General features: G+C 61.2%; 21 protein-coding genes and 1 tRNA gene. 13 read left to right on the forward strand and 9 right to left on the reverse strand.

From position 1 onward, the window contains the following. Positions 1 to 50 precede the first annotated feature (50 nt). The 3 genes from I6F20_RS02570 (at position 51) to I6F20_RS02580 (ending at position 3,392) form a co-directional block, all read left to right on the forward strand. The gene (locus tag I6F20_RS02570) at positions 51 to 2,066 is read left to right on the forward strand and encodes an acetyl-CoA carboxylase biotin carboxylase subunit (RefSeq protein WP_225124985.1); all 2,016 of its coding nucleotides are present in this window, start codon (positions 51 to 53) and stop codon (positions 2,064 to 2,066) included. Between the two features lie 163 nt (positions 2,067 to 2,229). Next, positions 2,230 to 3,096, forward strand: a complete 867-nt coding sequence (locus tag I6F20_RS02575; RefSeq protein ID WP_225124987.1) for an isocitrate lyase/PEP mutase family protein — start codon at positions 2,230 to 2,232, stop codon at positions 3,094 to 3,096. Continuing rightward, a complete protein-coding gene (locus I6F20_RS02580; protein WP_225124988.1) occupies positions 3,093 to 3,392 on the forward strand; it encodes an acylphosphatase in 300 nt (99 codons plus the stop codon). The genes I6F20_RS02575 and I6F20_RS02580 overlap by 4 nt, the downstream gene beginning before the upstream one ends. A gap of 44 nt (positions 3,393 to 3,436) precedes the next feature. Here the strand turns inward: I6F20_RS02580 and I6F20_RS02585 are convergent, their stop codons facing one another. Beyond that, entirely contained in the window at positions 3,437 to 4,954 is a 1,518-nt protein-coding gene (locus I6F20_RS02585) for a PAS domain-containing hybrid sensor histidine kinase/response regulator family protein (protein WP_225124989.1), read from the reverse strand. Positions 4,955 to 5,090: 136 nt separating this feature from the next. Here I6F20_RS02585 and I6F20_RS02590 point away from each other — a divergent pair, with 136 nt between their 5' ends. Genes I6F20_RS02590 through I6F20_RS02600 form a run of 3 tightly spaced genes read left to right on the forward strand, consistent with a single transcriptional unit; the run spans position 5,091 to position 7,760 of the window. Then, positions 5,091 to 5,648, forward strand: coding sequence for a GbsR/MarR family transcriptional regulator (locus I6F20_RS02590; protein WP_225124990.1), 558 nt, complete (start codon positions 5,091 to 5,093; stop codon positions 5,646 to 5,648). A 16-nt stretch (positions 5,649 to 5,664) separates the two neighbouring features. Continuing rightward, positions 5,665 to 6,327 carry a DUF4166 domain-containing protein gene (locus tag I6F20_RS02595; RefSeq protein WP_225124991.1) on the forward strand — a complete coding sequence of 221 codons (663 nt, stop codon included), beginning with the start codon at positions 5,665 to 5,667 and terminating at the stop codon, positions 6,325 to 6,327. Next, on the forward strand, positions 6,324 to 7,760 hold the full coding sequence (locus I6F20_RS02600; RefSeq protein ID WP_225124992.1) for a TIGR01777 family oxidoreductase: 1,437 nt from the start codon (positions 6,324 to 6,326) through the stop codon (positions 7,758 to 7,760). The genes I6F20_RS02595 and I6F20_RS02600 overlap by 4 nt, the downstream gene beginning before the upstream one ends. A gap of 4 nt (positions 7,761 to 7,764) precedes the next feature. On the opposite strand, the gene I6F20_RS02605 is transcribed toward I6F20_RS02600, so the two are convergent. Beyond that, entirely contained in the window at positions 7,765 to 8,619 is an 855-nt protein-coding gene (locus tag I6F20_RS02605; protein WP_225124993.1) for a LysR family transcriptional regulator, read from the reverse strand. 112 nt (positions 8,620 to 8,731) lie between these two features. Here I6F20_RS02605 and I6F20_RS02610 point away from each other — a divergent pair, with 112 nt between their 5' ends. Beyond that, entirely contained in the window at positions 8,732 to 9,154 is a 423-nt protein-coding gene (locus tag I6F20_RS02610) for a tautomerase family protein (protein WP_036029153.1), read from the forward strand. Positions 9,155 to 9,199: 45 nt separating this feature from the next. On the opposite strand, the gene I6F20_RS02615 is transcribed toward I6F20_RS02610, so the two are convergent. Both I6F20_RS02615 and lipB read right to left on the reverse strand, forming a co-directional pair. Beyond that, a complete protein-coding gene (locus I6F20_RS02615; protein ID WP_036029156.1) occupies positions 9,200 to 9,913 on the reverse strand; it encodes a DNA helicase in 714 nt (237 codons plus the stop codon). Positions 9,914 to 10,108: 195 nt separating this feature from the next. After that, positions 10,109 to 10,846, reverse strand: coding sequence for a lipoyl(octanoyl) transferase LipB (gene lipB, locus I6F20_RS02620; RefSeq protein WP_036013562.1), 738 nt, complete (start codon positions 10,844 to 10,846; stop codon positions 10,109 to 10,111). Positions 10,847 to 10,928: 82 nt separating this feature from the next. On the opposite strand from lipB, the gene I6F20_RS02625 reads away from it, so the two are divergent. Further along, entirely contained in the window at positions 10,929 to 11,171 is a 243-nt protein-coding gene (locus I6F20_RS02625) for a FliM/FliN family flagellar motor switch protein (RefSeq protein WP_018647371.1), read from the forward strand. 196 nt (positions 11,172 to 11,367) lie between these two features. Then, positions 11,368 to 11,452: transfer RNA gene (locus tag I6F20_RS02630), tRNA-Leu, on the forward strand. A 985-nt stretch (positions 11,453 to 12,437) separates the two neighbouring features. Here I6F20_RS02630 and I6F20_RS02640 read toward each other — a convergent pair. Continuing rightward, positions 12,438 to 12,653: a hypothetical protein gene (locus I6F20_RS02640; protein WP_074448160.1), complete on the reverse strand. Its 216-nt coding sequence runs from the start codon at positions 12,651 to 12,653 to the stop codon at positions 12,438 to 12,440. A gap of 697 nt (positions 12,654 to 13,350) precedes the next feature. Here I6F20_RS02640 and I6F20_RS02645 point away from each other — a divergent pair. The 3 genes from I6F20_RS02645 (at position 13,351) to I6F20_RS02655 (ending at position 15,986) form a co-directional block, all read left to right on the forward strand. Then, entirely contained in the window at positions 13,351 to 13,596 is a 246-nt protein-coding gene (locus I6F20_RS02645) for a hypothetical protein (protein WP_036013565.1), read from the forward strand. Positions 13,597 to 13,879: 283 nt separating this feature from the next. Continuing rightward, positions 13,880 to 14,920 (forward strand): PqqD family peptide modification chaperone, encoded by a 1,041-nt coding sequence (locus tag I6F20_RS02650; protein ID WP_225124994.1) that lies wholly within the window; start codon positions 13,880 to 13,882, stop codon positions 14,918 to 14,920. 37 nt (positions 14,921 to 14,957) lie between these two features. After that, positions 14,958 to 15,986 (forward strand): nucleotidyltransferase family protein, encoded by a 1,029-nt coding sequence (locus I6F20_RS02655; protein WP_225124995.1) that lies wholly within the window; start codon positions 14,958 to 14,960, stop codon positions 15,984 to 15,986. Between the two features lie 146 nt (positions 15,987 to 16,132). Here the strand turns inward: I6F20_RS02655 and I6F20_RS02660 are convergent, their stop codons facing one another. Then, positions 16,133 to 16,519 carry an H-NS histone family protein gene (locus I6F20_RS02660; RefSeq protein WP_081493007.1) on the reverse strand — a complete coding sequence of 129 codons (387 nt, stop codon included), beginning with the start codon at positions 16,517 to 16,519 and terminating at the stop codon, positions 16,133 to 16,135. A gap of 716 nt (positions 16,520 to 17,235) precedes the next feature. Between I6F20_RS02660 and I6F20_RS02665 the strand changes: the two genes are divergently transcribed. Further along, a complete protein-coding gene (locus I6F20_RS02665; RefSeq protein ID WP_036013596.1) occupies positions 17,236 to 17,604 on the forward strand; it encodes an H-NS histone family protein in 369 nt (122 codons plus the stop codon). A gap of 62 nt (positions 17,605 to 17,666) precedes the next feature. Here I6F20_RS02665 and I6F20_RS02670 read toward each other — a convergent pair whose 3' ends face one another. The 3 genes from I6F20_RS02670 to I6F20_RS02680 form a co-directional block, all read right to left on the reverse strand. Then, a complete protein-coding gene (locus I6F20_RS02670) occupies positions 17,667 to 19,136 on the reverse strand; it encodes an exopolysaccharide biosynthesis polyprenyl glycosylphosphotransferase (RefSeq protein ID WP_225124997.1) in 1,470 nt (489 codons plus the stop codon). Between the two features lie 144 nt (positions 19,137 to 19,280). After that, positions 19,281 to 21,320, reverse strand: coding sequence for a DUF2339 domain-containing protein (locus I6F20_RS02675; RefSeq protein WP_225124999.1), 2,040 nt, complete (start codon positions 21,318 to 21,320; stop codon positions 19,281 to 19,283). Positions 21,321 to 21,368: 48 nt separating this feature from the next. Continuing rightward, positions 21,369 to 23,705 carry an AAA family ATPase gene (locus I6F20_RS02680; RefSeq protein ID WP_225125323.1) on the reverse strand — a complete coding sequence of 779 codons (2,337 nt, stop codon included), beginning with the start codon at positions 23,703 to 23,705 and terminating at the stop codon, positions 21,369 to 21,371. Between the last annotated feature and the right edge of the window lie 119 nt (positions 23,706 to 23,824).

The raw sequence follows: 23,824 nt of genomic DNA on the forward strand, positions 1-23,824 counted from the left end.
CCCCAACGGCCAGGGAAGGGTCCCGCCCAAGGTCGAGACTCAAGAAAAGCATGTTCAAACGCATTCTGATCGCCAATCGCGGCGAAATCGCCTGCCGGGTCATCAAGACTGCCCGCAAGATGGGAATTCAGACGGTCGCGGTCTATTCCGAGGCCGACCGCGATGCCCTCCACGTCGAGATGGCCGATGAGGCGGTGCTGATCGGCCCGCCGGCCGCGGCCGAGAGCTACCTGGTGATCGAGAAGATCGTGGAGGCCTGCCGGAAGACGGGTGCCGAGGCTGTGCATCCCGGCTACGGCTTCCTGTCCGAGCGCGAGGCGTTTCCGCGCGCGCTGGAAGCCGCAGGAATCGTTTTCATCGGCCCGAATCCCGGCGCGATCGCCGCAATGGGCGACAAGATCGAGTCCAAGAAGGCCGCCGCAAAAGCAAAAGTCTCGACCGTGCCGGGCTATCTCGGCGTCATCGAGGACGACAAGCACGCGGTGCGGATCGCCGACGAGATCGGCTACCCCGTCATGATCAAGGCCTCCGCCGGCGGCGGCGGCAAGGGCATGCGCATCGCCCATTCCAAAGCCGAGGTTGCCGAGGGCTTCAACCTCGCCAAGGCGGAGGCAAAGGCCTCGTTCGGCGACGACCGCGTCTTCGTCGAAAAGTTCATCGTCGATCCCCGCCACATCGAGATCCAGGTGCTGGGCGACAAGCACGGCAACGTGATCTATCTCGGCGAGCGCGAATGCTCGATCCAGCGCCGCAACCAGAAGGTCATCGAGGAAGCGCCGTCGCCGCTGCTGGACGAGGCGACCCGCCGCAAGATGGGCGAGCAGGCGGTCGCGCTGGCCAAGGCCGTGAACTACGATTCCGCCGGCACGGTCGAGTTCGTCGCAGGCCAGGACAAGAGCTTCTACTTCCTGGAGATGAATACGCGCCTCCAGGTCGAGCATCCCGTCACCGAGCTCGTCACCGGCATCGATCTCGTCGAGCAGATGATCCGCGTCGCGAGCGGCGAGAAGCTCGCCATCGCGCAGAAGGACGTCACGCTGACCGGCTGGGCGGTGGAATCGCGCCTCTACGCCGAAGATCCGTTCCGCAACTTCCTGCCCTCGATCGGGCGCCTGGTGAAATATCGTCCGCCGGCGGAAGCGAGCCACGACGGCATCACCATCCGCAACGATACCGGCGTGCAGGAGGGCGGCGAGATCTCGATCCATTACGATCCGATGATCGCCAAGCTCGTCACCCATGCGCCCTCGCGCGCGGCGGCGATCGAGGCGCAGGCGACTGCACTGGACTCGTTCTATGTCGATGGCATCCGCCACAACATCCCGTTCCTGTCGGCCTTGATGCATCATCCGCGCTGGCGCGAGGGACGGCTCTCGACCGGCTTCATCGCCGAGGAATTCCCCAAGGGTTTTGCGGTGCGTGTGCCCGAGGGCGAGGTCGCGCGTCGCATCGCCGCGGTCGGCGCCGCGATCGATCACGTGCTCGGAGCGCGCAAGCGGCAGATTTCCGGCCAGATGGGCGGCCGCGTCGTGCAGCGCGAGCGGCGTCGCGCGGTTTGGCTCGAGCGCCAGGAGATCCTGCTCGAGGTCGCGCGCGAAGGCGAGGCGATAGCGATCCGCTTCATCGACGCCGACGGCAAGGCCGGCAACACGCATCTGTTGCAGTCGCCGTGGAAGCCGGGCGATCCGGTCTGGCAGGGCACCATCGACGGTCAGTTCGTCGCCGTGCAGACCCGCCCGATCGCCAACGGCATCCGCCTCGCGCATCAGGGCGTCGAGGTGCCGGTCTATGTCTGGACCGAGGCCGAGGCGGCCTCCGCGCGGCTGATGCCGGTGACCACGGCCTCCGACAGCGGCAAGAAGCTGCTCTGCCCGATGCCGGGCCTCGTCGTCTCGATCGCGGTTAGCGAGGGGCAGGAGGTCAAGGCCGGCGAGACCCTGGCGGTGGTCGAAGCCATGAAGATGCAGAACGTGCTGCGCGCCGAACAGGACGGAACCGTGAAGAAGATCCACGCCAGCGCCGGCGCGACACTCGCGGTGGACGCGCTGATCCTGGAGTTTGCGTAAGATAAAAGATGTGAGTGGGGGTCTTGCCGGGCCCCAAGCTCACCGTCATTGCGAGCGCAGCGAAGCAATCCAGACTGCCTCTGCGGAAAGACACTGGATTGCTTCGCTGCGCTCGCAATGACGGAGTACGTTGCGGCTGCGTCGCAATATTGGGAGGGCAACCATGGCCTTTCGTTCCCGCCGCGAGAAACTGCGATCGATCCTGTCGGGCGGGACGTGCGTCCATCCCGGCTCGGTCTATGACGCGATCTCGATCCGCATTGCCGAGGATCTCGGCTTTCCGCTTGGCATGTTCGGCGGATCGGTGGCTTCGCTCGCCGTGCTCGGCGATCCCGATGTCACGCTGATCACGCTCACCGAGCTTGCCGAGCAGATGCGGCGGATGTCGCGGGCCTCGGCGCTGCCGGTGCTCGTCGACGCCGATCACGGCTATGGCAATGCGCTGAACGTGCGCCGCACGGTGCAGGAGCTGGAGACGGCGGGCGCGGCCGGCCTCACCATCGAGGACACGCTGTTGCCCGCCGCATTCGGTGCGACGAAGGCGCAGCTGATCTCGCTGGAGGAAGGCGTCGGCAAGATGAAGGCGGCGCTTGGCGGTCGCGGCGATCCCTCGCTGGTCATCATGGGCCGCACCGGCGCAGCCGCGATCACCTCGATCGAGGATGCGGTGCGGCGCGCCCAGGCTTATGAGGCCGCGGGCGTCGATGCGCTGTTTTTCACCGGCATCAAGTCGCGCGCCGAGCTCGAGGCGATCGTCTCCGCCACGCGGCTGCCGATCGTGCTCGGCGGCGCGTCCGAGGAATTGAGTGGGCTCGATTATCTTGCCGGCCAGCGCGTGCGCATCGCGCTGCAGGGCCATGCGCCGATCGCCGCCGCGACGCAAGCCGTCTACGAGACACAGAAGGCGTTGCGCGAGGGCATGGCGCCAAAAAGCCTCAAGGGCCTGGCATCGTCGGAGCTGATGGCGCGCGTTACGCGCGAGGCCGCGGTCAAGGCGCGCAGCGCCGATTTCCTCGGATCGAAGACATGAGCCGGGCGATTCTCCAGGTCATGGTCCGCGGCCGCGTGCAGGGCGTCGGTTATCGAGCCTGGGTGGAGTCTCAGGCCATCGCGTATGGCCTCGAAGGCTGGGTCCGCAACCGCCGCGACGGCAGCGTGGAAGCGCTGTTCGCTGGCGCCCCGACGCACGTTGCCGACATGGTCGCGCTGTGCCGCCACGGCCCGCCGTCCTCGCGCGTCGACAGTGTCACCAGTGAGACGGCAAGCGTGGATGAGCTGAACTTGCGCAGGGCAGGGGAAGCGTTTTCGGTGCTGCCGACGGTGTAGATATATCGCGCTCTCCCCGCAAGCGGGGAGAGATGAAGAAGCCGTCACCTCGGCAATTTCGCGATCGCCTCGCTCAGCTCGTGGATCTCATAGGGCTTGCGCAGGATCGGGAAATCGCCGCGCACGCCGGCGGCGACCTCGCTGTAGCCGGTGGCGAGCAGGATCGGCAGGCTGGGACGGATCTGACGGAGGTGATGGGCCAGGCTGAGGCCGTCCATCTTGCCGGGCATGACAATGTCCGAGAACACGAAGTCGACGCCATCGCTCTCGAGCTCGCGCAATGCCGCTTCGGCATCGGCGACACGGCGCACCCGGTAGCCGAGCTGCTCCAGAAGACCGATGCTGACCAGCGCGACGTCGGGATTGTCCTCGACCAGCAGCACCGTGCCGCTGCCGCGGAACGCCGCTTCCGGTACCTCCCGCGACGGCACATCTGTGCCGCGCGGCAGGACGATGGTGAATGTCGTGCCCTTGCCGAGCTCGCTCGCGACCTTCACCGTGCCGCCGGCCTGGTGGGCGAAGCCGTGGACCTGCGAAAGGCCGAGGCCGGTGCCCTTTCCGATCGGCTTGGTCGTGAAGAACGGCTCGAAGATCTTGTCGAGAACGTCGGAAGGAATTCCGAGCCCGGTATCGCGGACGTCGATTGCGACGAAATCGCCGATGAGGGGGGCCTCGTTCAGCATGACGTTGCGCGCACCTATCGTCACCGTGCCGCCGTCCGGCATCGCGTCGCGCGCATTGATGACGAGGTTGAGCAGCGCGGTCTCGAGCTCGGAGACGTCGGCCTTGATCGGCCAGGTGCCGGAGTCGATCTCGAAAGCGAGACGCACGGAGCTGCCGACGCCCGCGTCGAGCACCTCGCGAATGGCTGCGATGCGTTCGCTAAAATCAATCGCCTGCGGGTTGACGCTTTGCCGCCGCGCGAAGGTGAGGAGCTGGTTGGTCAGCGCTGCGCCGCGCTTGGTCGCGGTGTCGATCGCCGAGATGGCTCGCTCGAGCTTGGGGTCGTCGGCGGCGCCTTTCTTCAGGATGTGAAGGCTGCCGCTGATGATCATCAGAAGATTGTTGAAGTCGTGGGCGACCCCGCCGGTGAGCTGCCCGAGCGCATCGAATTTCTGCGACTCGGCCAACTGCTTCTGCATCGCCTCGAGCTTGAGCTGGGCATTGCGGCGCTCTGTGATGTCTCGTGTGATCTTGGCGAAGCCGATCAGCCTGCCGTCCTCGTAGATCGGGTCGATCACGACGCTCGCCCAGAAGAACGTGCCGTCCTTGCGGACGCGCCAGCCTTCCTCCTCGTACCGGCCCTTTTCGCGCGCGATTCCGAGCGCCCGCGCCGGCTTGCCGTTGGCGCGGTCGGTTTCGGTGTAGAAACGGGAAAAATGCTGGCCGAGGATCTCCTCGGGGGAATAACCCTTGATGCGTTCGCCGCCGATGTTCCAGCTCGTGATGATCCCGTTAGGGTCGAGCATGTACAAGGCGTAGTCGGCAACCCCCTCAACTAACAGCCGGAAACTGCGCTCGCTCTCGAACAGGTCTCTCTGTTGACTGAACTTTTCGGCCATTCCGGACCCCGCCTCGACGGGAGCAAACGCGGCAATTGCGGGATGGTTCCCGCCCTCTGGGACATTTTTAGGCAGGACTGACGGGCCGCATGCAAGGCGTCTTGACAAGAAAGCGAGTTCGTCAGACAGTTCTGTTATGACAGAAATAACCGGAAAAAAGAAACTTCCCGCTGCCGTCGAGCGCTTCATCCTGCACTGGGGCGACATGGGCGACGAGTGGGGAGTGAACCGCTCGGTTAGCCAAATTCATGGGCTGCTTTATCTCGCCGAGGCGCCGATGACGGCCGAGGACATCGCGGACACGCTCGGCATGGCACGGTCCAACGTCTCCAACTCGCTGAAGGAGCTGCTCGCCTGGAACCTGATCCGGCGGGTGCCGATCCTGGGCGACCGCCGCGACCACTACGAGGCCGAGACCGACATCTGGGAGATCGCCGCGAGGATCGCGGCGCGGCGCAAGGAGCGGGAGATCGACCCGGCGATCGCGGCGCTTCGCGCCTGCGTGTCCGATGCCACGGACGATCCCGGCATCAGTCCCGTTGCAGCCAAGCGCCTCAAGGAGATGCTCGCGTTCTCCGAGCTCGCCGACCACTGGTTCATGCAGATGCTGAAGGTGCCGCGGCCGCGGCTGGTCGCCTTGATGCGACTTGGCGAGAAGATCGCCAACCTGCTGCCGATCGGCAAGGTCAAATAGCATCGAGGAGGTTGCGATGACGTCGGCAAGACTATCGGGCTCCAACGCATCGACCTCCGCTCACGTAAGACTGCTCGACGACCGACGTTTCCGCACGCTGCTGTCGGACGAGGATTGGGGCCGCTTGCCGCTCGCCACCTGGCGCCGCTTCTCGAAACGCGTCGCCGACGGCGACAGTATCGTCTATGTCGGCGTGGTCGACGAGATCGCCTTCAGCGATTTCGGCTGGTGGTTCGCGCAGGCCGCACGCCTGATCGGCGGACCGTTGCCGACCGGCCGCGATATCGGTGTGCCCATGATCGTCACGGTCACCGAGGACGGCGCGACCGGCCAGACCTGGACTCGCATCTGCGCGCGCAAGCGCGGCTTTCCGCAGGTGATCCATTCCGCCAAGCGTTTCGCCGGTCCGACCGGGCTCGAGGAATATGTCGGCTTCGGCGTGTCGATGGCGCTGCGCATCGCGGTCGAGGATCAGGTACTGATCTTTCGCAGCGCCGGCTACGGCCTCCAGCTTGGACGGCTGTGGCTTCCGCTGCCGGGCTGGCTGACGCCGGGCGAGCTCATCGTGACACATCGAGATCTCGGCGAGGGCGCCTTCCGCTTCAGCTTGGATGTCACTCACCCGCGTCACGGTGCGCTGATCCATCAGTCCGTCCTGTTCAGGGAGGCCGTATCATGACGCCGCTGCTGTGGACACTCATCGCCATCCAGATCATGATGGGCGTGTTCGACACCTTCTATCACCACGAATTCACCGAGCGCCTGGCCTGGCGACCGTCGCAGCGCTTCGAGCTGAAGCTGCACGGCATCCGCAACATGCTCTATGCGCTGCTGTTCCTGGTGCTCGGCTGGCTCGAGGTTCACGGCGTGCTGGCGCTGTTGATCGTCGCGGTGCTGGTCGCCGAGATCGTCATCACCTTGATGGATTTCATCGAGGAGGACCTCAGCCGCAAGCTGCCGCCGAGCGAGCGCATCAATCACACGCTGCTTGCGATCAATTACGGCGCCATTCTGGTGCTGTTGATACCCGTGCTAATCGCCTGGGCGATGCAGCCCGTCAGCGTGATCGTCGTCTATCAGGGCCTGCTCAGCATCGCCGCGACCGCCTGCGCATTTGGCGCGGCACTGTGCGGCCTCAGGGATTTCGCGGCGGTGCGGCGGCTCGCCCGCATGCGAAGCGTGCCGGCGGCCGGACTTGTCGAACAGCTACCCGGCCGCAAGACCGTGCTGATCACAGGTGCCACCGGCTTTATCGGCAGCCGGCTTGCGGCAAGCCTCAGCGGGGCAGGACATCACGTCATTGCGCTGATCCGCAATCCCGCGAAAGCCGAGATGCTGCCGCCTCCCGTGACGCTGATCACCAGCCTCGACCAGCTCGCCGCGGACACGCCAATCGACGCCGTCGTCAATCTCGCGGGTGAGCCGATCGGCAACGGCCTGTGGACCGACGCGAAGCGTGCGAAGATCATCGGCTCGCGCATCGACACGACCGGCGAGATCGTCAAGCTGATCGCGCGGCTCGCGCGCAAGCCCGAGGTGCTGATCAGCGGCTCGGCGATCGGCTGGTACGGCCTTTGGGCCGACCAGGTGCTGACGGAATCGGCAAAGTCGCATGCCTGCTTCAGCCACGAGCTGTGCGCGGCCTGGGAGACAACGGCGCGGCCGGCGGAGGAACTCGGCGTGCGCGTGGTGTATTTGCGCATCGGCCTCGTGCTCGGCACGGAAGGCGGCTTCGTCACGCGCATGTTGACGCCATTCGAGTTCGGCCTCGGCGGCCCGCTCGGCACCGGGCGGCAGTGGATGTCCTGGATCGCGCGCGACGATCTGATCCGGCTGATCGCCTATCTGATCGCGACGCCGGATCTGTCGGGTCCCGTCAACGCCACGGCGCCGATCCCCGTCACCAACGCGAAATTCACCGAAGAGCTCGGCCGCCGCCTGCACCGGCCCGTCGTGTTCCGCATTCCCGGCGGCCTGCTGCGCCGGATCGGCGGCGGCTTTGCCGACGAGCTTCTGCTCGGCGGCCAGCGCGTGCTGCCGAACAAGGCGCTGAGCCGCGGCTTCGTGTTCCGCCACGAGACGTTGCGCAGTGCGTTCGAGGCGATCTTGTGAGCGTTCAGGTCGGCGCCACACTCCGAAATGTCGCCGCCACCGCACGCAGCGCCGCGAGTTTCGCAGGATCGCTGACCTTCGAATGCAGCATCACCTTCGAGCTGCCGAGCTTCGGCAGCTTGTGCGCAGGACCGATGTCCATCAGCCCGGGCGGCGCGATACGCCGCGCCAGCGGCGCGATCGCAAGCCCCGCTAGCGCGGCCGCGACCACCGCGGTGACGCCGCCGCCGACGAAGCGCTCGCGCCAGGAGATGCCGGCCTTGTCGAGCGCGCGCACGGCGACGGCGCGGACGCCACAGGGCGGGGCGAGCGCTGCGAGCGGCAACGGCTCCCCTTTCGGCAGGGTGAAGCGGCGTGCGGCGAACCAGCCGAACTCGTCCTCGGCCAATTTTTCGCCGCCGCGGCGGCTGCCTTCCTGGCGCACGATCACCGCATCGAGCTCGCCCGCATCGTAGGCATCCTGCATCTCGCGCGAGAAGCCGATGGTGACGGCGAGGGTGAGGTTGGACGACATGGCGTGCAGGCGCTCAAGTAGCGGCACCAATTCGGGGCCAGCGGCGTGATCGGAGATGCCGAGCGAGAGCGACTGCGCGGCCGGCGCGTCGCCCGACAGCGCGAGATCGTGTGCCGTCATCAACGCGCGGGCGCGATCGAGGAACGCGGCGCCATCGGCGGTAAGGCGGACTGCGCGCGGCGAGCGCTCGACGAGGCGCTTGTCCAGCAATGTCTCCAGCCGCTGCAGCTTGAGACTGACGGCGGCCTGCGTCGTGCCGAGCGCTTCGGCGGCGCGGGTGAAGCTCTGAAGGTCGGCGACCAGAAGGAAGGCCTGGACGGTGGCGATGTCGAGTGTGGGGTTCATTATAAATCATTATCACTGATATCAGGATAGATAAGATACCAAAATGACAGCGACAGGTCTAGTTTCTCCTCCAACGCCGCGCAACTTGCGCAGCTTATCGAGGAGAACGACAATGCCCCTGATCACCGTATCTTACACCACGTCCCGCCAGTCCCCCTCGCTGAAGGCCGATATCGCGAGCGCGGTATCCGAGCTCACAGCAAGTATCCTGCACAAGGATCCCAAGGTGACCGCGATCATCGTGAAGTCGGTCGAGGCAGGCGACTGGTTCGCTGGCGGCAAGTCGCTCGCCGAGCAGAAGCTCGCGAGCTACTGGATCGACATCCACGTCACCGAGGGCACCAACACCAAGGACGAGAAGGCAACCTATCTCGCCGCCATGTTCAAGCGCATGGCCGAGATCCTGGGCCCGCTGCATCCCGAGACCTACCTGCATGTCGACGAGGTCAAGGGCGACGCCTACGGCTTCGGCGGCCTGACCCAGGAGCGACGCTACATCGCAGGCAAGCTCGAGGTTTCGCTGCAGGCGGCGTGATGCGAGAGGCCGCGGGTGAGCCGTCTCACCCGCGGCCTGCAGCCATCAGCTCGCCGCGCGGAATTGCACTTCGGCTTTGTTGATGAAGCATGTTTTGTCGAACAGCGTCAGGTCCAGCGGGTTGGGCAGGCGGACATCGCTGAGATCGGGGCAGGGCTTCGCTGCGGGATCATAGGATCGATCGATCTGCGAGATGAAGACGACGATCAGCCCCGTGTCGCGCGCGAACGACCTCAGCGCCCGCACCTGCACCGTCAGGTCGGGGTTTTCCCGCCTCTGATCGAGCAGTTGCAGATAGTCGATCACGACGAAGGTGCCGCGCGGCGCCGCTTCCATCTGCTTGACGATGTAATCGGCGCTGATTGCGTCCGAGCAATCCACCTCGAACAGCTTGTCGAACTGTGTGGGCTCCACGCCGATCGCACGGAGGCGGTCCAACACATCTCGCTCGGTGTACTCCAGTGAGAAGAATGCGGCGCGATGGCCGGACTTCATGGCTTCGACGGCAAGTTCGAGGCTCATCAACGTCTTGCCCTGGCCGGGACGGGCCCCGACCAGCACCAAATCGCCCGGCCGGAACTGCGCGAACAGTTTGCTCGCCGGCGTCAGTGCGGCTGCTTTCGCCGCGAGCATGCTCCAGGCGGAAAAGCCCTCCGTCGCAGCGATGCGGTCAAGCGCGTCGTGGAGCGGAATGCCGGCCTCGCGGGACAGGCGCCTGGCCTTGCGCTTCAGATGGTAGATGGGCGCAGACAGTTTCATCGTCAAAACCTCCCATTGCGAGCATGGATCGCAACCCCTCCTTGCCTGGCGCTCGAACAGTCGGCCGATGATCAACTCGCCCGGCATGAGGTCTGCTTTCCCGGCGGAGGGAGGAGGCGTGGGCGGCACCGAAATGAAGCGTAGCTGATTCCGCGACGGGCGGAGAGCGGCGCGGTCGGCTCAACAAAAAAAGTATTAGACTGCCGCTTCCGGCAGCAGCGCGCGGGTCGGTCCGAACAGCTCTTCGAACGCCTGCCTGAGCGCGATGTCGACGTCGGCCATGGTCACGAGCTGGCCGAGATCGACCAGCGAGGTGACGCCGTAACGGGGGTCGACGACGCCGCAGGGCACGATGCCGGCGAAATGCGACAGCTCCGGCTCGACATTAATGGCGATGCCGTGAAACGAGACCCAGCGCTTCAGGCGGACGCCGATCGCCGCGATCTTGTCTTCGTGTCCAGGTCCCTTGTCGGGCCGCCTGACCCAGACGCCGACCCGGTCCTCGCGCCGCTCGCCGCGGACGTTGAAGGCGGCGAGCGTCTTCAGGATCAGCTCTTCCAGGCTCGCGACATAGGCCCGCACGTCCGGCCGGCGACGCTTGAGGTCGAGCATGACGTAGGCCACGCGCTGGCCGGGTCCGTGATAGGTGAGCTGCCCGCCGCGCCCTGTCGCGAAGGTCGGGAATCGGGAATCGAGCAGGTCGCTTTCCTTGCCCGAGGTGCCGGAGGTGTAGAGCGGGGGATGTTCCAGCAGCCAGACCAGTTCAGGGGCCTCGCCCGCGGCGATCGCCGCGACACGCGCCTCCATGGCGGCCACGGCCTCCGGATAGGGCACCGGGGCATCCGAAATCCGCCATTCGACGACTTCGCCGCCTGCGGCGGAAAACGACGTCAAATCGAGGTCTTGGCGGTGGCTTTCAGGGGAATTAACCATTGGCTAACCATAACGTGGTGATCATCTCTGGAGCAAATGAAGAGTCCCAAGTCCCAAGTCTCAAGTTGCGGCGGTCCTGACAGTGCCCACTCTCGACAAAGTCACCGTGGATCTCATGGTCGTCCTCGGGACGACCACGATGCCGATCCATCAAGTATTACGTCTTTCCCGCGGCGCCATCATCGAGCTGGACGCAACTGAGGCCGACGAAGTCAAGGTGCTCGCCAATAATCTGCCGGTCGCCTCCGGCGTTGTGCTGGTCGACCGCAACAGAATCGCGGTCGAGGTCAAGCAGATGCTGCCGCGCTCGCCGGGGACGCGGTAGGCCCCCGGTCACACGGGACCGGGCAAGCGGTAGCGGCCTGGGTATCCTATAAGGCCGATCTCCTGGGGAAGGGCGGCGTTTTTCCTGCCAAGCTTGTGGAATTCAGGGCTTTTGCAGGCTTGTATCCCCCTGATGGATTTGTTAGATCGGCGCCGCTGATCCGGCCGCCCGAACGACCTCAGGCCGGCATCTCCTAGCGCTCGTGGCGGAACTGGTAGACGCGCTGCCTTGAGGTGGCAGTGGGTAACACCGTGGGGGTTCGAGTCCCTCCGAGCGCACCACAATTTGCAAATCGCTGGCGGGTTGCCCACCGTGGCGGTGAATACGAGTGTGCAAGAGCCGTCGAAAGTGAACGCAGCTCACTGTGTGGCTTGCTCGTTGCCCTCAAGATTTCACCCCCCATCCTAAGTAATGATGAGTTTCAGCGGAGAGCCGGCCGCAATGATCCCACGCCTGTCGGGCACGTTGCGGACGATTGGGGGCGGGGTAATCCGGGACAATGCCTGGCATGCTCAGTTGCCGACGCTGCTGTTGAGCTCGCCAAACAAGCGGCGGATCGCGTCCACGTTCTTCGTCATCGAGTAGAGGTTGCACACGTTCAGGTCTCGGGAGGTGCCTGGCGAGGACGGTTGTCAGTTGCGAGTTTGGCATGCGCCAGCTCGCGGGTCGGTCAGACATACCCAGCTAGAACATAATGGGAACGAAAGAGGCGATACGGTCGCTCGTTATCGTTCTCCTCGCCCGTTGGGCATCGATGAAGCGGTCCTACACTAACGGGGATCCAGAAGAGCGCTTGCAATTCCATGCTGGCCTTCAACTCCAGGGAGCATAGTCGTCACAATTGCCCCTGAACTGCGGATGCCTTGCGTGCGATGTCTCATGCTCGGCGGCCTCGGGCGCGCGATGCCGACGATGATCGTCGTCTTTGTCCCGAGCGCCGTGCTTCCGCCCTTCTTACTCTCTCGCGGAGCCGCCTCAATTGGGCCAGCAGGCTGACGAGCTCGATTCTTGTGTCACGCAGAACAGCCAGGCTGGAAATCCCACTACTCACTACAACACCCCCAAACAGGCCTTTGCCGAATTCGTGACGGAAGCTCGGATTTGTGGCGACGTGCCAACAACGTCTAAGCGATGGCCACCGGGGGCGTCGGTTCGTTTTACGACAATGCGCGAAAATATTCTAAATGGTTGCAATGCATTGCAACAGCAACGCGCTATCGGAAGGGGAATATCAACACACTCTCCGAAGCGCGCGCGTCATTTGCATCAGCACGTTGGCGCTGTACGAGCTACCTCTACTGTTCTGACGATCGGCTCCTCGACCCAGGCCTCGCGGGCAAACCAGTTGTGATTGGCCCGACAGTCCGGACAAAGAGTATTGCCGAAAAACACGATGCTTCGCAGGAAAGTCTCACGATCGGATTTGATGCCGGTCGGAATCGCGCGGCCGGATTGCGGACACTTGACCATGATCATGCCCATACGAGCCTCCCTGAAACACGTATTTGTCGAGAAAAAGGGCCGGCCGGCTGGAGTGCGCTCTCGTCGGTGCGGGTGACTTGGGGGGCATCGCACCTGGGGTCGTTGTTCGAGCAAAAGGGCAGCTTGCTCGTGACGACGCTTCTCCAACCGACCGGATTCCTGCTTGGCGAATTCTTGGGATAGCTGCGGGCTTTCGCCGCAACTCTGAATAATGTCCGACCTCAACCGAACGCTTCTGGGAGGCGCCTAATAACCGTCATGTCGAAATACCCGCGACTTCGTGTCGAACGTTCCCCCTGCGACAAAACCATCAATTTCCTCTCGACGGACAGATCAGCCAACCGCATCACTGGTGTCACTCCCCTCGGTGCAGTCCATTAACTATTCTCTTTTTTATTATTTGTGCAAATTAAAACTCGCCTTGTCGGTCTGATTTACGACTCTCGGCTGATTTATTTTTTTGCGCGGCGCGATGCATTACCGAAAAACGTCAGTCCCTTTTCTCGTAGGCTTCTGCAGGCCACCATTCTCAAGTCGGTTCGGCACGTGGTTGCGCTTTGTCACGGTATTGAATGCTCGCCCGAGGTTCAAATATGAAACAAATTTTGATTATAAGCAAAATCTGCAAATCTCGTTGGTTAATTGCTGCCGATCACGTAAGGTACACTCGTCCAGGTTTCTTCGGCTGGAGGAGACAATGTGGGAATTAATTCTTAACGAGTACAACCTCACCTCGGAGACGCTGCAGCTGGCTCAGATGCGCGCAGAATTGGTCAGCATTGGCGAGAAGGAACGCATTCTAAGAGAACGGAGTGCCGATCGCGAAGCTTATCGGTACCTATTGGATGCTCATCGGTCGATCGCCAGGCCGAGCCTCATGGGAGAGCAGGGGTTGAACATCTCTCCTCAAGACGGGGGCAAGGACGGTCAGCTCGCGGCATGACCAGCCGGATTGACATGTCCAAACGAGCCGGACCGGTGGCGTGTGTTCGGGTGAACGAAATCGCAGGCGCCGCAGACCGGGCTAGATTGAGTCTCGCAGGTGGCGGCGGGTCCGCTTGTCCGGTGCCGCGACAACATCGCATCCCGGAGGCTGTCGCCGCCTCGCCGGTACAGGCGAGGCAGAATGGTTCACATTGGTGGAAGCCGTGCTGGAAAGATCGTCGGCAGAGATAGTATTGAGACCGGCTCCGGATGCAGTATTCGCGCTGTTGGATGGTCGACCAATGATCTTCAGCGAAGCGGGGCAGAAGATTTTTGAACTCGACCGAGTAGGGGCATTCATCTGGTGCAAGTTAGGGGAAGGCTCCTCGCTTGGAGACATTTATCGGGGGCTTGCGGCGCAAGGCATTGACGAGCACACGGCACGCCAGTTCACGCGACAGGTCGTAGATGTCTGGGTCGATCGAGCGTTGCTCGAAGTCGATTGGCGAATGCCGACCGATTGCGCCTTCTCAGCTCATCTGGGTCGCCACAGAATAGACATCCGGGCTGCAAATCCGGACCTCTTGAGGCGGCTGCTGTCGCCATTCAGTGTGTCGGACCAGAGTGCCGGCGGCGACGGCGACATCGCGATCGAGGCAATGATGCTGGATGAACAAGTGTTCTTGCGCGCAGAAGATTCCAGCATTTCCAGATGCGAAGTCGATGCACTAGCCCCTACGATCAAAGCTCACGTCACCGAGCGGCTTATTCGAAACATTCGCTGGGTGTTCTCCCTTCATGCCGCTTCTCTCGTGAACGACGGCATGGGCCTGTTGTTATGCGGCCATCCGGGAGCAGGAAAGTCTACCCTCACATTGCAGCTGGTGGACGCCGGATTTCGGTACGCTGGCGATGACGTCGCGCTGGTTGGCGGTGACGGAACGATCTGCGGAGTACCGTTTGCGCTCACCCTCAAGGAAGGATCGTGGGACTTGCTCTCGCGACTACATGGCGACCGCTACGATGCGACGCATTGCCGCTCCGACGGCGTTCGGGTGCGGTACGTACCCATTCCTGATGCGCAGAACGAAAGCTTCTCCGCAGGCTGGATCATCTTCTTGAACCGGGTCGCGAGCGGTCCGACCGAACTAACCGAAATAGATCGTCTGGCTTCGATGAAGCGGCTCATCGAGCACGCATTCGCCAGCGATGGTAGACTGTCGCAGACTGGCTTTCTTGCTTTAAGGCGGATTGTCGCGGGTGCGCAATCGCTTCAACTCACCTACTGCGAGGCCGGAGAGGCTCGGCGCCTGCTTGTGGATCTGTGCAATGGCAAGGCATAGCAGCGCGGTCAGGAGCCTCTGCAATTGCTTGCGAGGCATGCCGCCTGTCGACATAGAGTGGACCTCAGTCATCGGGCTCGCAAATCAGACCCTGACGACGCCGGCGCTCATCGACTTTGTCGACAAATTCGCGTCGGTGCTGCCGGAGGACGTCTGCGCCTATATTCGCCATATCCACCGCCGAAACGGGCTGCGCAATAACCGCCTCGTCGCTCAACTCGAAGAGGCCGTCGTTGCGCTGAACGGTCATGGCATTACGCCGGTCCTACTCAAGGGGGCTTCGACACTGGCGACCGCGCCCGAGGCGCGAAGAGGTGTTCGGATAATGTCCGATCTGGATATCATGGTCATGCCGGACGAGGCCAGAACGGCAGTCGCCGCGCTATCTGGAATCGGTTACGATATCCATAACCAGACCCCTCCCGAAAGCCATAGATGGTATGCCGATCTGAATCGCCCCCAGGATGTCGGGTCGATCGACCTGCAGCAGGCAGCTCCAGGTCCTGCGTACCTCTACCAGAACTTCGGGCATGCGCTGAACCATTGTATTCCTGCGCCGCTCGGACGGGCGCGCGTATATATCCCCACGCCAACCTTCCAAGCGCTGATGTTGATCATCCATGATCAGTTTCAAGACTATGGTTATTGGCTCGGCGACCTCGACCTGCGGCACCTTGTTGAATTGCGCGACCTAAGCCATTCAGCCGAGCCTGTCGATTGGGAGAAACTTGCCTCTCGTGTCTCGGGCGACTTGATGAAGAACGCGGTTGAAACCCAGCTGATCGCCGTTGCCGAGCTGCTTGGCGTCGATATTCCACACGCGTTGCGCTCCCGACTGATTCCTCGCCTGCAGTTCATGCGTCAGTTGATGCAAGCACGCTTTCCGGCTACGCGCGTGCCTCTCCTGGCGATGAGCCTTCTGGACTTCAGAAACTACCGCAGAGAGGCAACTATCGTCTCGACAAAAACAGGGGCGAACCGACGGGGATTGTGGACTGTGCCAAGAGCTAGCACCTTACGACTTCTTTTGAACGCGACGACCGCAGCTCGTGCGGGCAAGGTCTAAGGCCAGCGAACGTCATCGCTTTCGCGACTGAGGCGTCGGTTGGCCAAGCGGGTTTTCGATCCGCCGCCTGTTCGAGGTGGAATTCGCCGCTCGGGACGCACGGTGGAAATTCCCAGCTCAATGCGGTGTGTCCGACTTTCGCGCATCTAGGAATGCTCTCGACCACCAGCATTCCGTTCGGACGATTCACCGTTCTCGGGGATCTTGAACTCCTCGAGCGTGTGGCCCGATTGCAGGGCGGCAACGAGCCAGCGGGGCTGCTTACCACGTCCGGACCAAGTCTCTGTTGGCTGAAGCGGATTGAAGTATTTCGGCACGACCTTCGGGTATTTGCGACGAGGCGGCTGGCCTGTTCCCGCCTCAGTCGCCCCGCTTTCAGCTCCGCCGAGTTGATCCGGCTGGTTGAGCTGCGCAAGACGCTTTTCTAGCTCTCGCTTTTCGGCGGTGATCTTTTCGGCGAGAATCTTTGTCAGCTCCTCGTGAAGGAGCCAAAGTTCCTCAAAATCCATGGCTTCGAGATCTTGCCTTCGCATTAGCATTTCTCGACACCGTTCGACTGACCCGTCGTCATCCAGCCATTCTTCGTCCGAGTGACAAATGAATGTTTGACCAAATCAGTGCTCAAATTGACCATGCAATAAATCTATTATATATTATTTAATAATTAATGCGACGGTTATTTTATTAATTGATCTTGGTGGCAAAGAATCTTGCGAAGATGCGTAGAGGAGGCATGGTTTGCTCGAGTATCCTCTTGAACGTCTTCAGGATTCAGTCGGCCGGTTCGCGGCTCCGTCGACCGTGTTGTCCGATATCCGGGCCCTGAGCTTCCAAATCGAGCTCAGACGGCGCGCGCTGAAGGATATTGGGATTATTAGCTGCCGTTTGCGTCTCTGGGGAGGCCGCAAGGCGGTAGGCCAACCGAGGCTTAACAAAAGCAGTCCGGCGCGTCAGCATCTAATGCTGCGGCGTGGCAGGTCCCTGACGGGATCGGCTCATATGCCATCTCTGATGGGGCTTGAGCAGTTCCCGCGCGGTGATTAAGCAAATAGATGTGCGCATCTCCTGTACGCGGTTAAATTGTGCGGATCGCTCATTTTCCCGGCTTGATTATTAACGTGGACCCAGTTATCTGGAGCGCCAGTTCCAGTTCGGTTCCAAACATTCTTCTGGGATAATCGGGCTCTCTGTCTTGATTAATATATCGACAGAGGCAATATTGGGTTGGGCGCAACTACACGGTGAGATCATGGCGGCTAAGAAACTTGAGTTAGAAGCGATGTCCCTTGACGATCTCTGGTCGCTTCATGAGGAAATCAGCGGGATCCTGTCTGACCGGATCAAGGCGGAAAAGAACGAGCTGGAAAAGCGCTTAGCGGCACTTGGGGGCGGGATGGCTGTTTTGGCGGATTCGAGCCCGGCAGGCGCGTCTTCGACCGGCAAGCCGAGACGTAAATATCCTCGGGTGCTGCCGAAATATCGGAATCCGCAGACGGCCGAGACCTGGTCGGGACGTGGTAAGCGGCCGCGCTGGTTGGTTGCCGCAATGAAGTCTGGCCGGAGAATTGAAGAGTTTCGCATTGGCGAAGCAAGTCCGAAGCTTCGCCAGCGTGCGTGACTAATCGGTAATTGGCAGGAGTGTAAGGGCCAATAAGAGGCGCTACTCGCATGATCTGTGCTCTAGTAGGCATTGCGCCCTCGCAAGACCTCTACCGGAGTTCGCAGGAGGATTGCGAGATCCAACCCAAGACTCCAGTTGTCGATGTACCAGAGATCATATTGGACACGTGTTTCGACCATGACTGCTGTGGGAGTGGCGCCCCGGCAGCCATGGACTTGAGCCCAGCCAGTCAATCCCGGCCTGACCCGGTGCCGAAGCGCGTAGTTTCGCACAAGCTTGTCAAATTCACTGTCGTGAGCCACCGCGTGAGGACGCGGGCCCACGAGCGACATGCTGCCATCGAGAACGTTTAGCAGTTGCGGCAATTCATCGAAGCTCATTCGGCGCAGCCATTTGCCGACGCGGGTAACGCGTCGATCGGCGCGGTTGGCCTGAAGGATTAAGGGCCCGTCCTCGAGCACACGCATGGTCCGGAATTTACGGATCGAGAAGATTCGGCCGTTAAAGCCACAGCGTTGCTGCCGAAAGAATACAGGGCCCGGGGAATCTAACTTGATCGCCACCGCGGTGAGCGCAAGCAGCGGGGCGAGCATCACCAATGCGAGGCCCGCACCGATAACGTCAATCGTCCGCTTGATCGCACACTCCAGCGGTGTGAGGGGGCCACGCTGGAGCTCTACACAAACGGCGCTTCCAAGACTCCGCTTGGGGTGTCGAAGCAATTCGGATGTCGTGCCAACGGGCACGAATATAATCGGGAAGGGCAAAACGCGCAGATCAGCAACAAAGGCTCGTAGTTCGGGCCATCGCTCCGGTTCAGCTTCCACCACCACCTGATCAAGATGGCAGGTGCGGATGTAGTCGATGACGCGCGTCGTGAGCCGCCTTCGGCAGGCAGTACCGAAGCCTAACGGAGGCAAGCTGAACCTTTCTTTGACGAGGTACCCGTGCATCGACAAGGTCTCGGACAGCCCCACGTTCTTCGACAAGGGTTGATCGCTGATCAGAACAATATTTGTAGTGGCGAACCTCCTGCCGCTCAGAGCCCTTCCGAGAAGCACCTTGACTCCCCACCGCTCGCCCAAAAGCAAGCTCAGGGCCAAGACGGCGAAGAGCAGACCTGGGTGCTGCGAGGCCTCCGGGCGAATTGCGAAGCCGTACACCGCCAAGATGAAAAGCACTGAAGACATCCAAGCTAAACAAACCGCGCGCATCTGGTTTCGGAGGACGAGGAGCTCAACCGGCTGATAAAGCCGGTAGGTCTTCAGCAGGCAAACGAGACAAGCTGCGCTAACCAGCGCCAAGCCAAGCGCGTTGCCCAAGTTGGCCGCGGCTTGCCCATACCGGGCTTGGTACAGCCATGTAGAGGCGAGGCTCGCAAATAGAATGATCGCAACGTCAGCACCGAGCACCACGTGCTCGACCGCTTCATAACGGAGGGGCCATTTGGGCTCGCGCGATACCGTCGGTTCGGGACTGAGACGATCCGTAACCTCCCGATCGGGGAAATGTCGGTTCACGAAGTTCATGACCGGGCTCTGCGATTTAATATTTAATTATTTATTAACTAATCGCGTTTATCAAGTAAAAACCGCGGTTCCGCCCATTTAATGGCGTGCGCTTCTTTGTCCGATCCGCAATCGCAGTTTGGGCTGAAGTCGCGGCTTTTTAGGTTATCGAGAGCGCCTTCCGGAACTCCTCGCGTAGACCTGGTCCAGGAACGTCGGATCGAGTTCCGAAAGCAGGCCCTCGAGATAGACCTTCCCATCGGCCGAGGCTGACCGGTAAGCGGTCACGAGGGCTGGCTTGAGGGCAGGCCGATGTCTCACGACGAGGTTGACGTCCCGTTTGATCAATTCACGCAGGTCAGGCTCCCGCACAGTGGCATCTGCGGCGAGTGCGATCGATACGCGCAACGGAAGCAGGTCCAAATCATTCGGCGCAGTATAGTATGACATTCTGAGCATCGCTGCCGTGCTGGACTGAGGCGAACTGTGCTTCGACGTCGCCGCGAGCAAGAGCCAAATGTCACCGCGGAGCGGCGAAGAGCGCAATGCACGAGCAAACTCGTCCGAAGACATGGGAGGAGCCGTCCTTTGCTCGTTGGCAGCCAGAGCCGAATCCCGGGTGAAGTTCGATGCCCCTCGGACCCATAAGTCTTCACGCGCTGCCGCAAGGGAAACCGGCTTCGACGTCGCGTCCGGCCAGACTGCTGCAGTTGAAAGAACAGACGGCAAAGACGATCTTGCACCGAAATACCGCTCAGGGAGCGCCATCCATGCTGCCTGCACGATCAACACAATACCAAGCACCATCAGGCTAACGCGGGGCCAAATGGCGACTGACGCTGAGGTCAACGTTCGGCGAGGGGCAGGTGTTTGATCTGCGGTTTGGTCGGACGACGCTTTCGGCTCGGAGGATACGGCGTCACGTCCCGCGCCGGAAACGCTTTGACCGAACGCCAGCCCCAAAAGTGCGGCGAGCAGAAGCGATGCTCCTAAACTCAGAACTCCATGATCGGAAAATGCGAGTATCGCCGCTGCAATCAAGGCGCCGGCGCCTAGCGCTGGGAAGACGTAATCGTAAGCACGTGACAGAGCACGTCTGACCAGAAAGGAAGCGCAGAGCAATGAAGCAATCGCGAGGGCGCAAAGAAAAGCCCACCCCATGTCTATAGCGATGGTGGCGGCGGCGGTTGGCCGTTCTGGCGAGTCGCCAGCTCCGGCGTCCTGGTAAATCGGCAAGAGTAGCGTTGAAGCACCCGCGCCGGATCCTGCCGGCGCCACGTCCTGCAGCACCCGTTCGGTTGCGGCCTGACTGCTCGTTGACAAGACGATCGTGAGATCGGTGTTCGTTCTGAAGGGAAGGACCGTAGCTGTGGCAATGAAGACAATCGTGGCAGTTGCAAGAACGCCAGCACTACCCCACAATCCCGGGAACCACCGGCGAACCGCGAACACCGACAGCAAGATTTCAGAGCCGAGGAGGACCGCGACGACTGCAGTCGAGCTGGCCCGAATGAGCAGCGCGGCCATACAGACAATCATTGCGATGATCGCGGCGGACAGCGCAGGGAGGGGTGCTAGCGCAATTGCTCCTGGCCGACTGCGTCGGAGTAGCTGATCGACCGCACGAATTGCCGTTGCGCAGGAGAGCAACACACCGAGCACCGCGACGGTCGAGCCGTCGGGCCCAGCCGCGCCGGTTATTTCCCTGCCGAACCACATGGCAGTAACGATTGTGGCTATCGACAGCAGAATATGTAGCAGTAGCGCTGCGCGATATCGGTCGAGCGCGACGACGGCAGTAATGAGAGCTGCAGCGAGCACAGCGCAATACTGCACGAGCGAGAACATGGTCGCCATGGTGTCGACCGTGATTCTGTCGGCTAGGCGCTCGTTTAAGGTCGCCGATGCAGTTGCCCAAATGGGATTTCCGAGTTTGCCAATCGGCATCGGCATTGACTGCAAAGCCATCCAGAGCGCCGGAGCCGCGAGTACAACGACGAGACCAGGACGGATTAGTTTGGCAAGCCCGAGGGAGGAGGGCGATAGAAAGATCGCCAAGATCAGCGCCGCTGTTGCGAGTGCCAACAATATCAACACCCAGCCTTGAAGGCTTTCCGGCATTGCGAAGGCCGCGGCAATCGCCACCAACTCGGCCAATATGACAAGCCCGACCATCATGTATACACCGTCGTCTGGTGTGGCCACTCCCCTGGTCCCGCAGACCAGATAACGTGTAGGCCGCTATGAACAGCCTCAAGAGCCAGAAAGACCATAACGGATGTAATGGCTATCATGGTAATAGTAGCTCCGATGACCGTCATATCGAGCCATCGCCTTGGTATCGGTCTTGCTGAGAACTGCCCCAATAAGAGATTCGTGAATGTTTGGTGCCGTGTGCAGTGCGTGTTGCACTACATCGATCTTGGTCCGGCCCCATTCAACAACGAGAATGTAACAGTCGATCAGAGATGAAGTGGCTCGAACATCAACCAACGGTGTCAAGGGCGGAAGGTCAACGATGACGTAATCATACTCGGCCCGTAAACGGTCGAACAGTTTGCTGATCGAGTCCGCGCAAAGAATTTCGCTGGTGTGTAGCAGAGGTCCCCGCCGCACGGCGGGCAGAAATGCAAGATTGGTCGTCGGGTCTCTCCAGATGGCGTCGGCGAGCGGCCGGCTACCGTTTGCAACTTCGATGATTCCGCAGGCCGCCTTGGGCGCAAAGATGCCCGTTAGTGAGGGATTCCTGAGGTCGCAATCGACGATAATAGCTCGTTTGCCGGTGTGCCCGATCAATTGCGCGAGCGAAGCTGCAATCGTGGTCTTCCCCTCGTTCGGTAATGCAGAGGTAATGCCGATGACCTGGGAAGAGATTTTCGCCGGATTGTGGTCGATGGCTAGCTTGATGGAACGAATGGCCTCGGTATATCGAGATAGTGGCATCCCGACCACCGTCTGATGAATTGCGGTTGGAGACAAAGCTATCCGCCGCTGAACATCGTCATCGGTTTTCTGAAGGCGGATTGGTGGCTTGGCAGATTTGCGGGCCGGCAACAACGGGACCAAAGATAGACAAGGCAACTCCAGTACGGATTCCACTTGTGAAGAGGTCCGAAAGACGCGGTCCATGAGGTCTCTGAGGAGCGCCAAGCCAATGCCCAGCGCGAGACCGCCGAGAATGCCAAACGCCAGGATCAGCCTTGTCTTTGGCTTGCTCTTGCTCGTCGGCGGCGAAGCAGGAAAGACTACCCGCGTATCCGAGGTGGGAAACGTCTCCTGCTGTGCGGAGCCCATGTAACGCTGGAGGAAGGTCTCGTACAAGCTGCGTAGGCCCTTTGCTCTGCTTTCCAAGTCCTTGATGGTCAGCTCAGCAGAATTGACCGAACGAGACTGCGAAACGGCTTTGGATAATTGCTTCTCGATCTCCTCCTGGCGCTGCTTGGCAAGCTCGAATTCGCTTCGGCTGACCTCGGCAAGCCTCCTGACCTCGTCGAAAATTGAGACGCGGAACTCCCGCGCGCGGTTCCGGACATTGACGACCGCCAAGTGGTCGCGGCCGACCCTAGCCGCCAACTCGGCCTCACGTCTGGTGAGCTCCAGATATTGCTGGCGCAGCCCCGTAATGATCTGGCTGTTCAGCGCGTCGGCCCCGATAGCATCGAGGTTGTCCATCGAGGACGGCTTTTTCGGATCAACGGCAAGGAGAGCTTCATAGCGAGACAGCTTGGCCGTGGCCTCAGATGTTTGAGTACGTGCGGCGGCCAATCGGTTGTTGATCTCCGTAATCTGTTGCTCATCGATGGGCTTTCCATCCAGGGAAACGATGTTGTTCTGGGCCTTGTAGACGTCGACGGCGCGCTGCGCGGCGAGGGCTTGGTCGCCGAGATCGCGCAACCTTTCCTGCAGCCAGCTCGTTGCCTTGCGATTGGCGTCAAATTTTGCATTGAGCTGGTCTGCAACATAGGTACTCGCTACCGCATTGACGATCTCCGCGGCTCGGGCTGCGTTGCTCGAGCTGAAGCTGATCTCAATGACGTGGCTGTACCCGACACGTTTAGCGGAAAGCCGACTGAGGAACGCGTCTACGAGAGTGTCCGATGGTTCGCCATTCGTCTCGAGTGGCACATCCTTCTTCGATCCAGTCGAGACCCATGACCAAATTCGTTGCGAGAGCGCCTGCAAAGAGAGGCCGGACGCACTAAAGTCCGGATCGTCGGCCAGTTTCAACTGGTCGATTACGGCAACCGCAGCCGCCTTTGATCTCAGGAGTTGAAGCTGGGTCTCGATTTGACTGAGATCGAAAGCCGGCTCGGCGAGGAGTGATTGCTGCTGGACGAATTGAGGCCTTGGATTGGCCAACAGGATCTGAACCTGCGCGGTATAGGTCGGAGAAGCCAGCCGGAGATAGAGCAGGCTGGCCGCGGTGGCGAGAACGGCGGTAACAAGGATCACGAGATACTGGCGCCGTAGCAGCCCGATACCGAAATTGATGACGTCGGTGATCCCTCCGCCGTCTGTCTGCGCGGGGGGAGCCGGTCCGTTCACCGGCAGCCGCATTCTCTCCGCATGTTGAAGATTGTTCTGAAGCATCACTTACCTGTCCGACGATTGGTCACGTTGGGGCTGCCCGCCTGCAGGCGGCATTTAAAGCGATCTGCGAGACAGCGAAAAATTATATAGCTTATAAAAACCGGCTTGCCAAATTAAAT

It is taken from the genome of Bradyrhizobium sp. IC3123 (genome assembly GCF_020193625.1).
GTDB lineage: Bacteria > Pseudomonadota > Alphaproteobacteria > Rhizobiales > Xanthobacteraceae > Bradyrhizobium > Bradyrhizobium yuanmingense.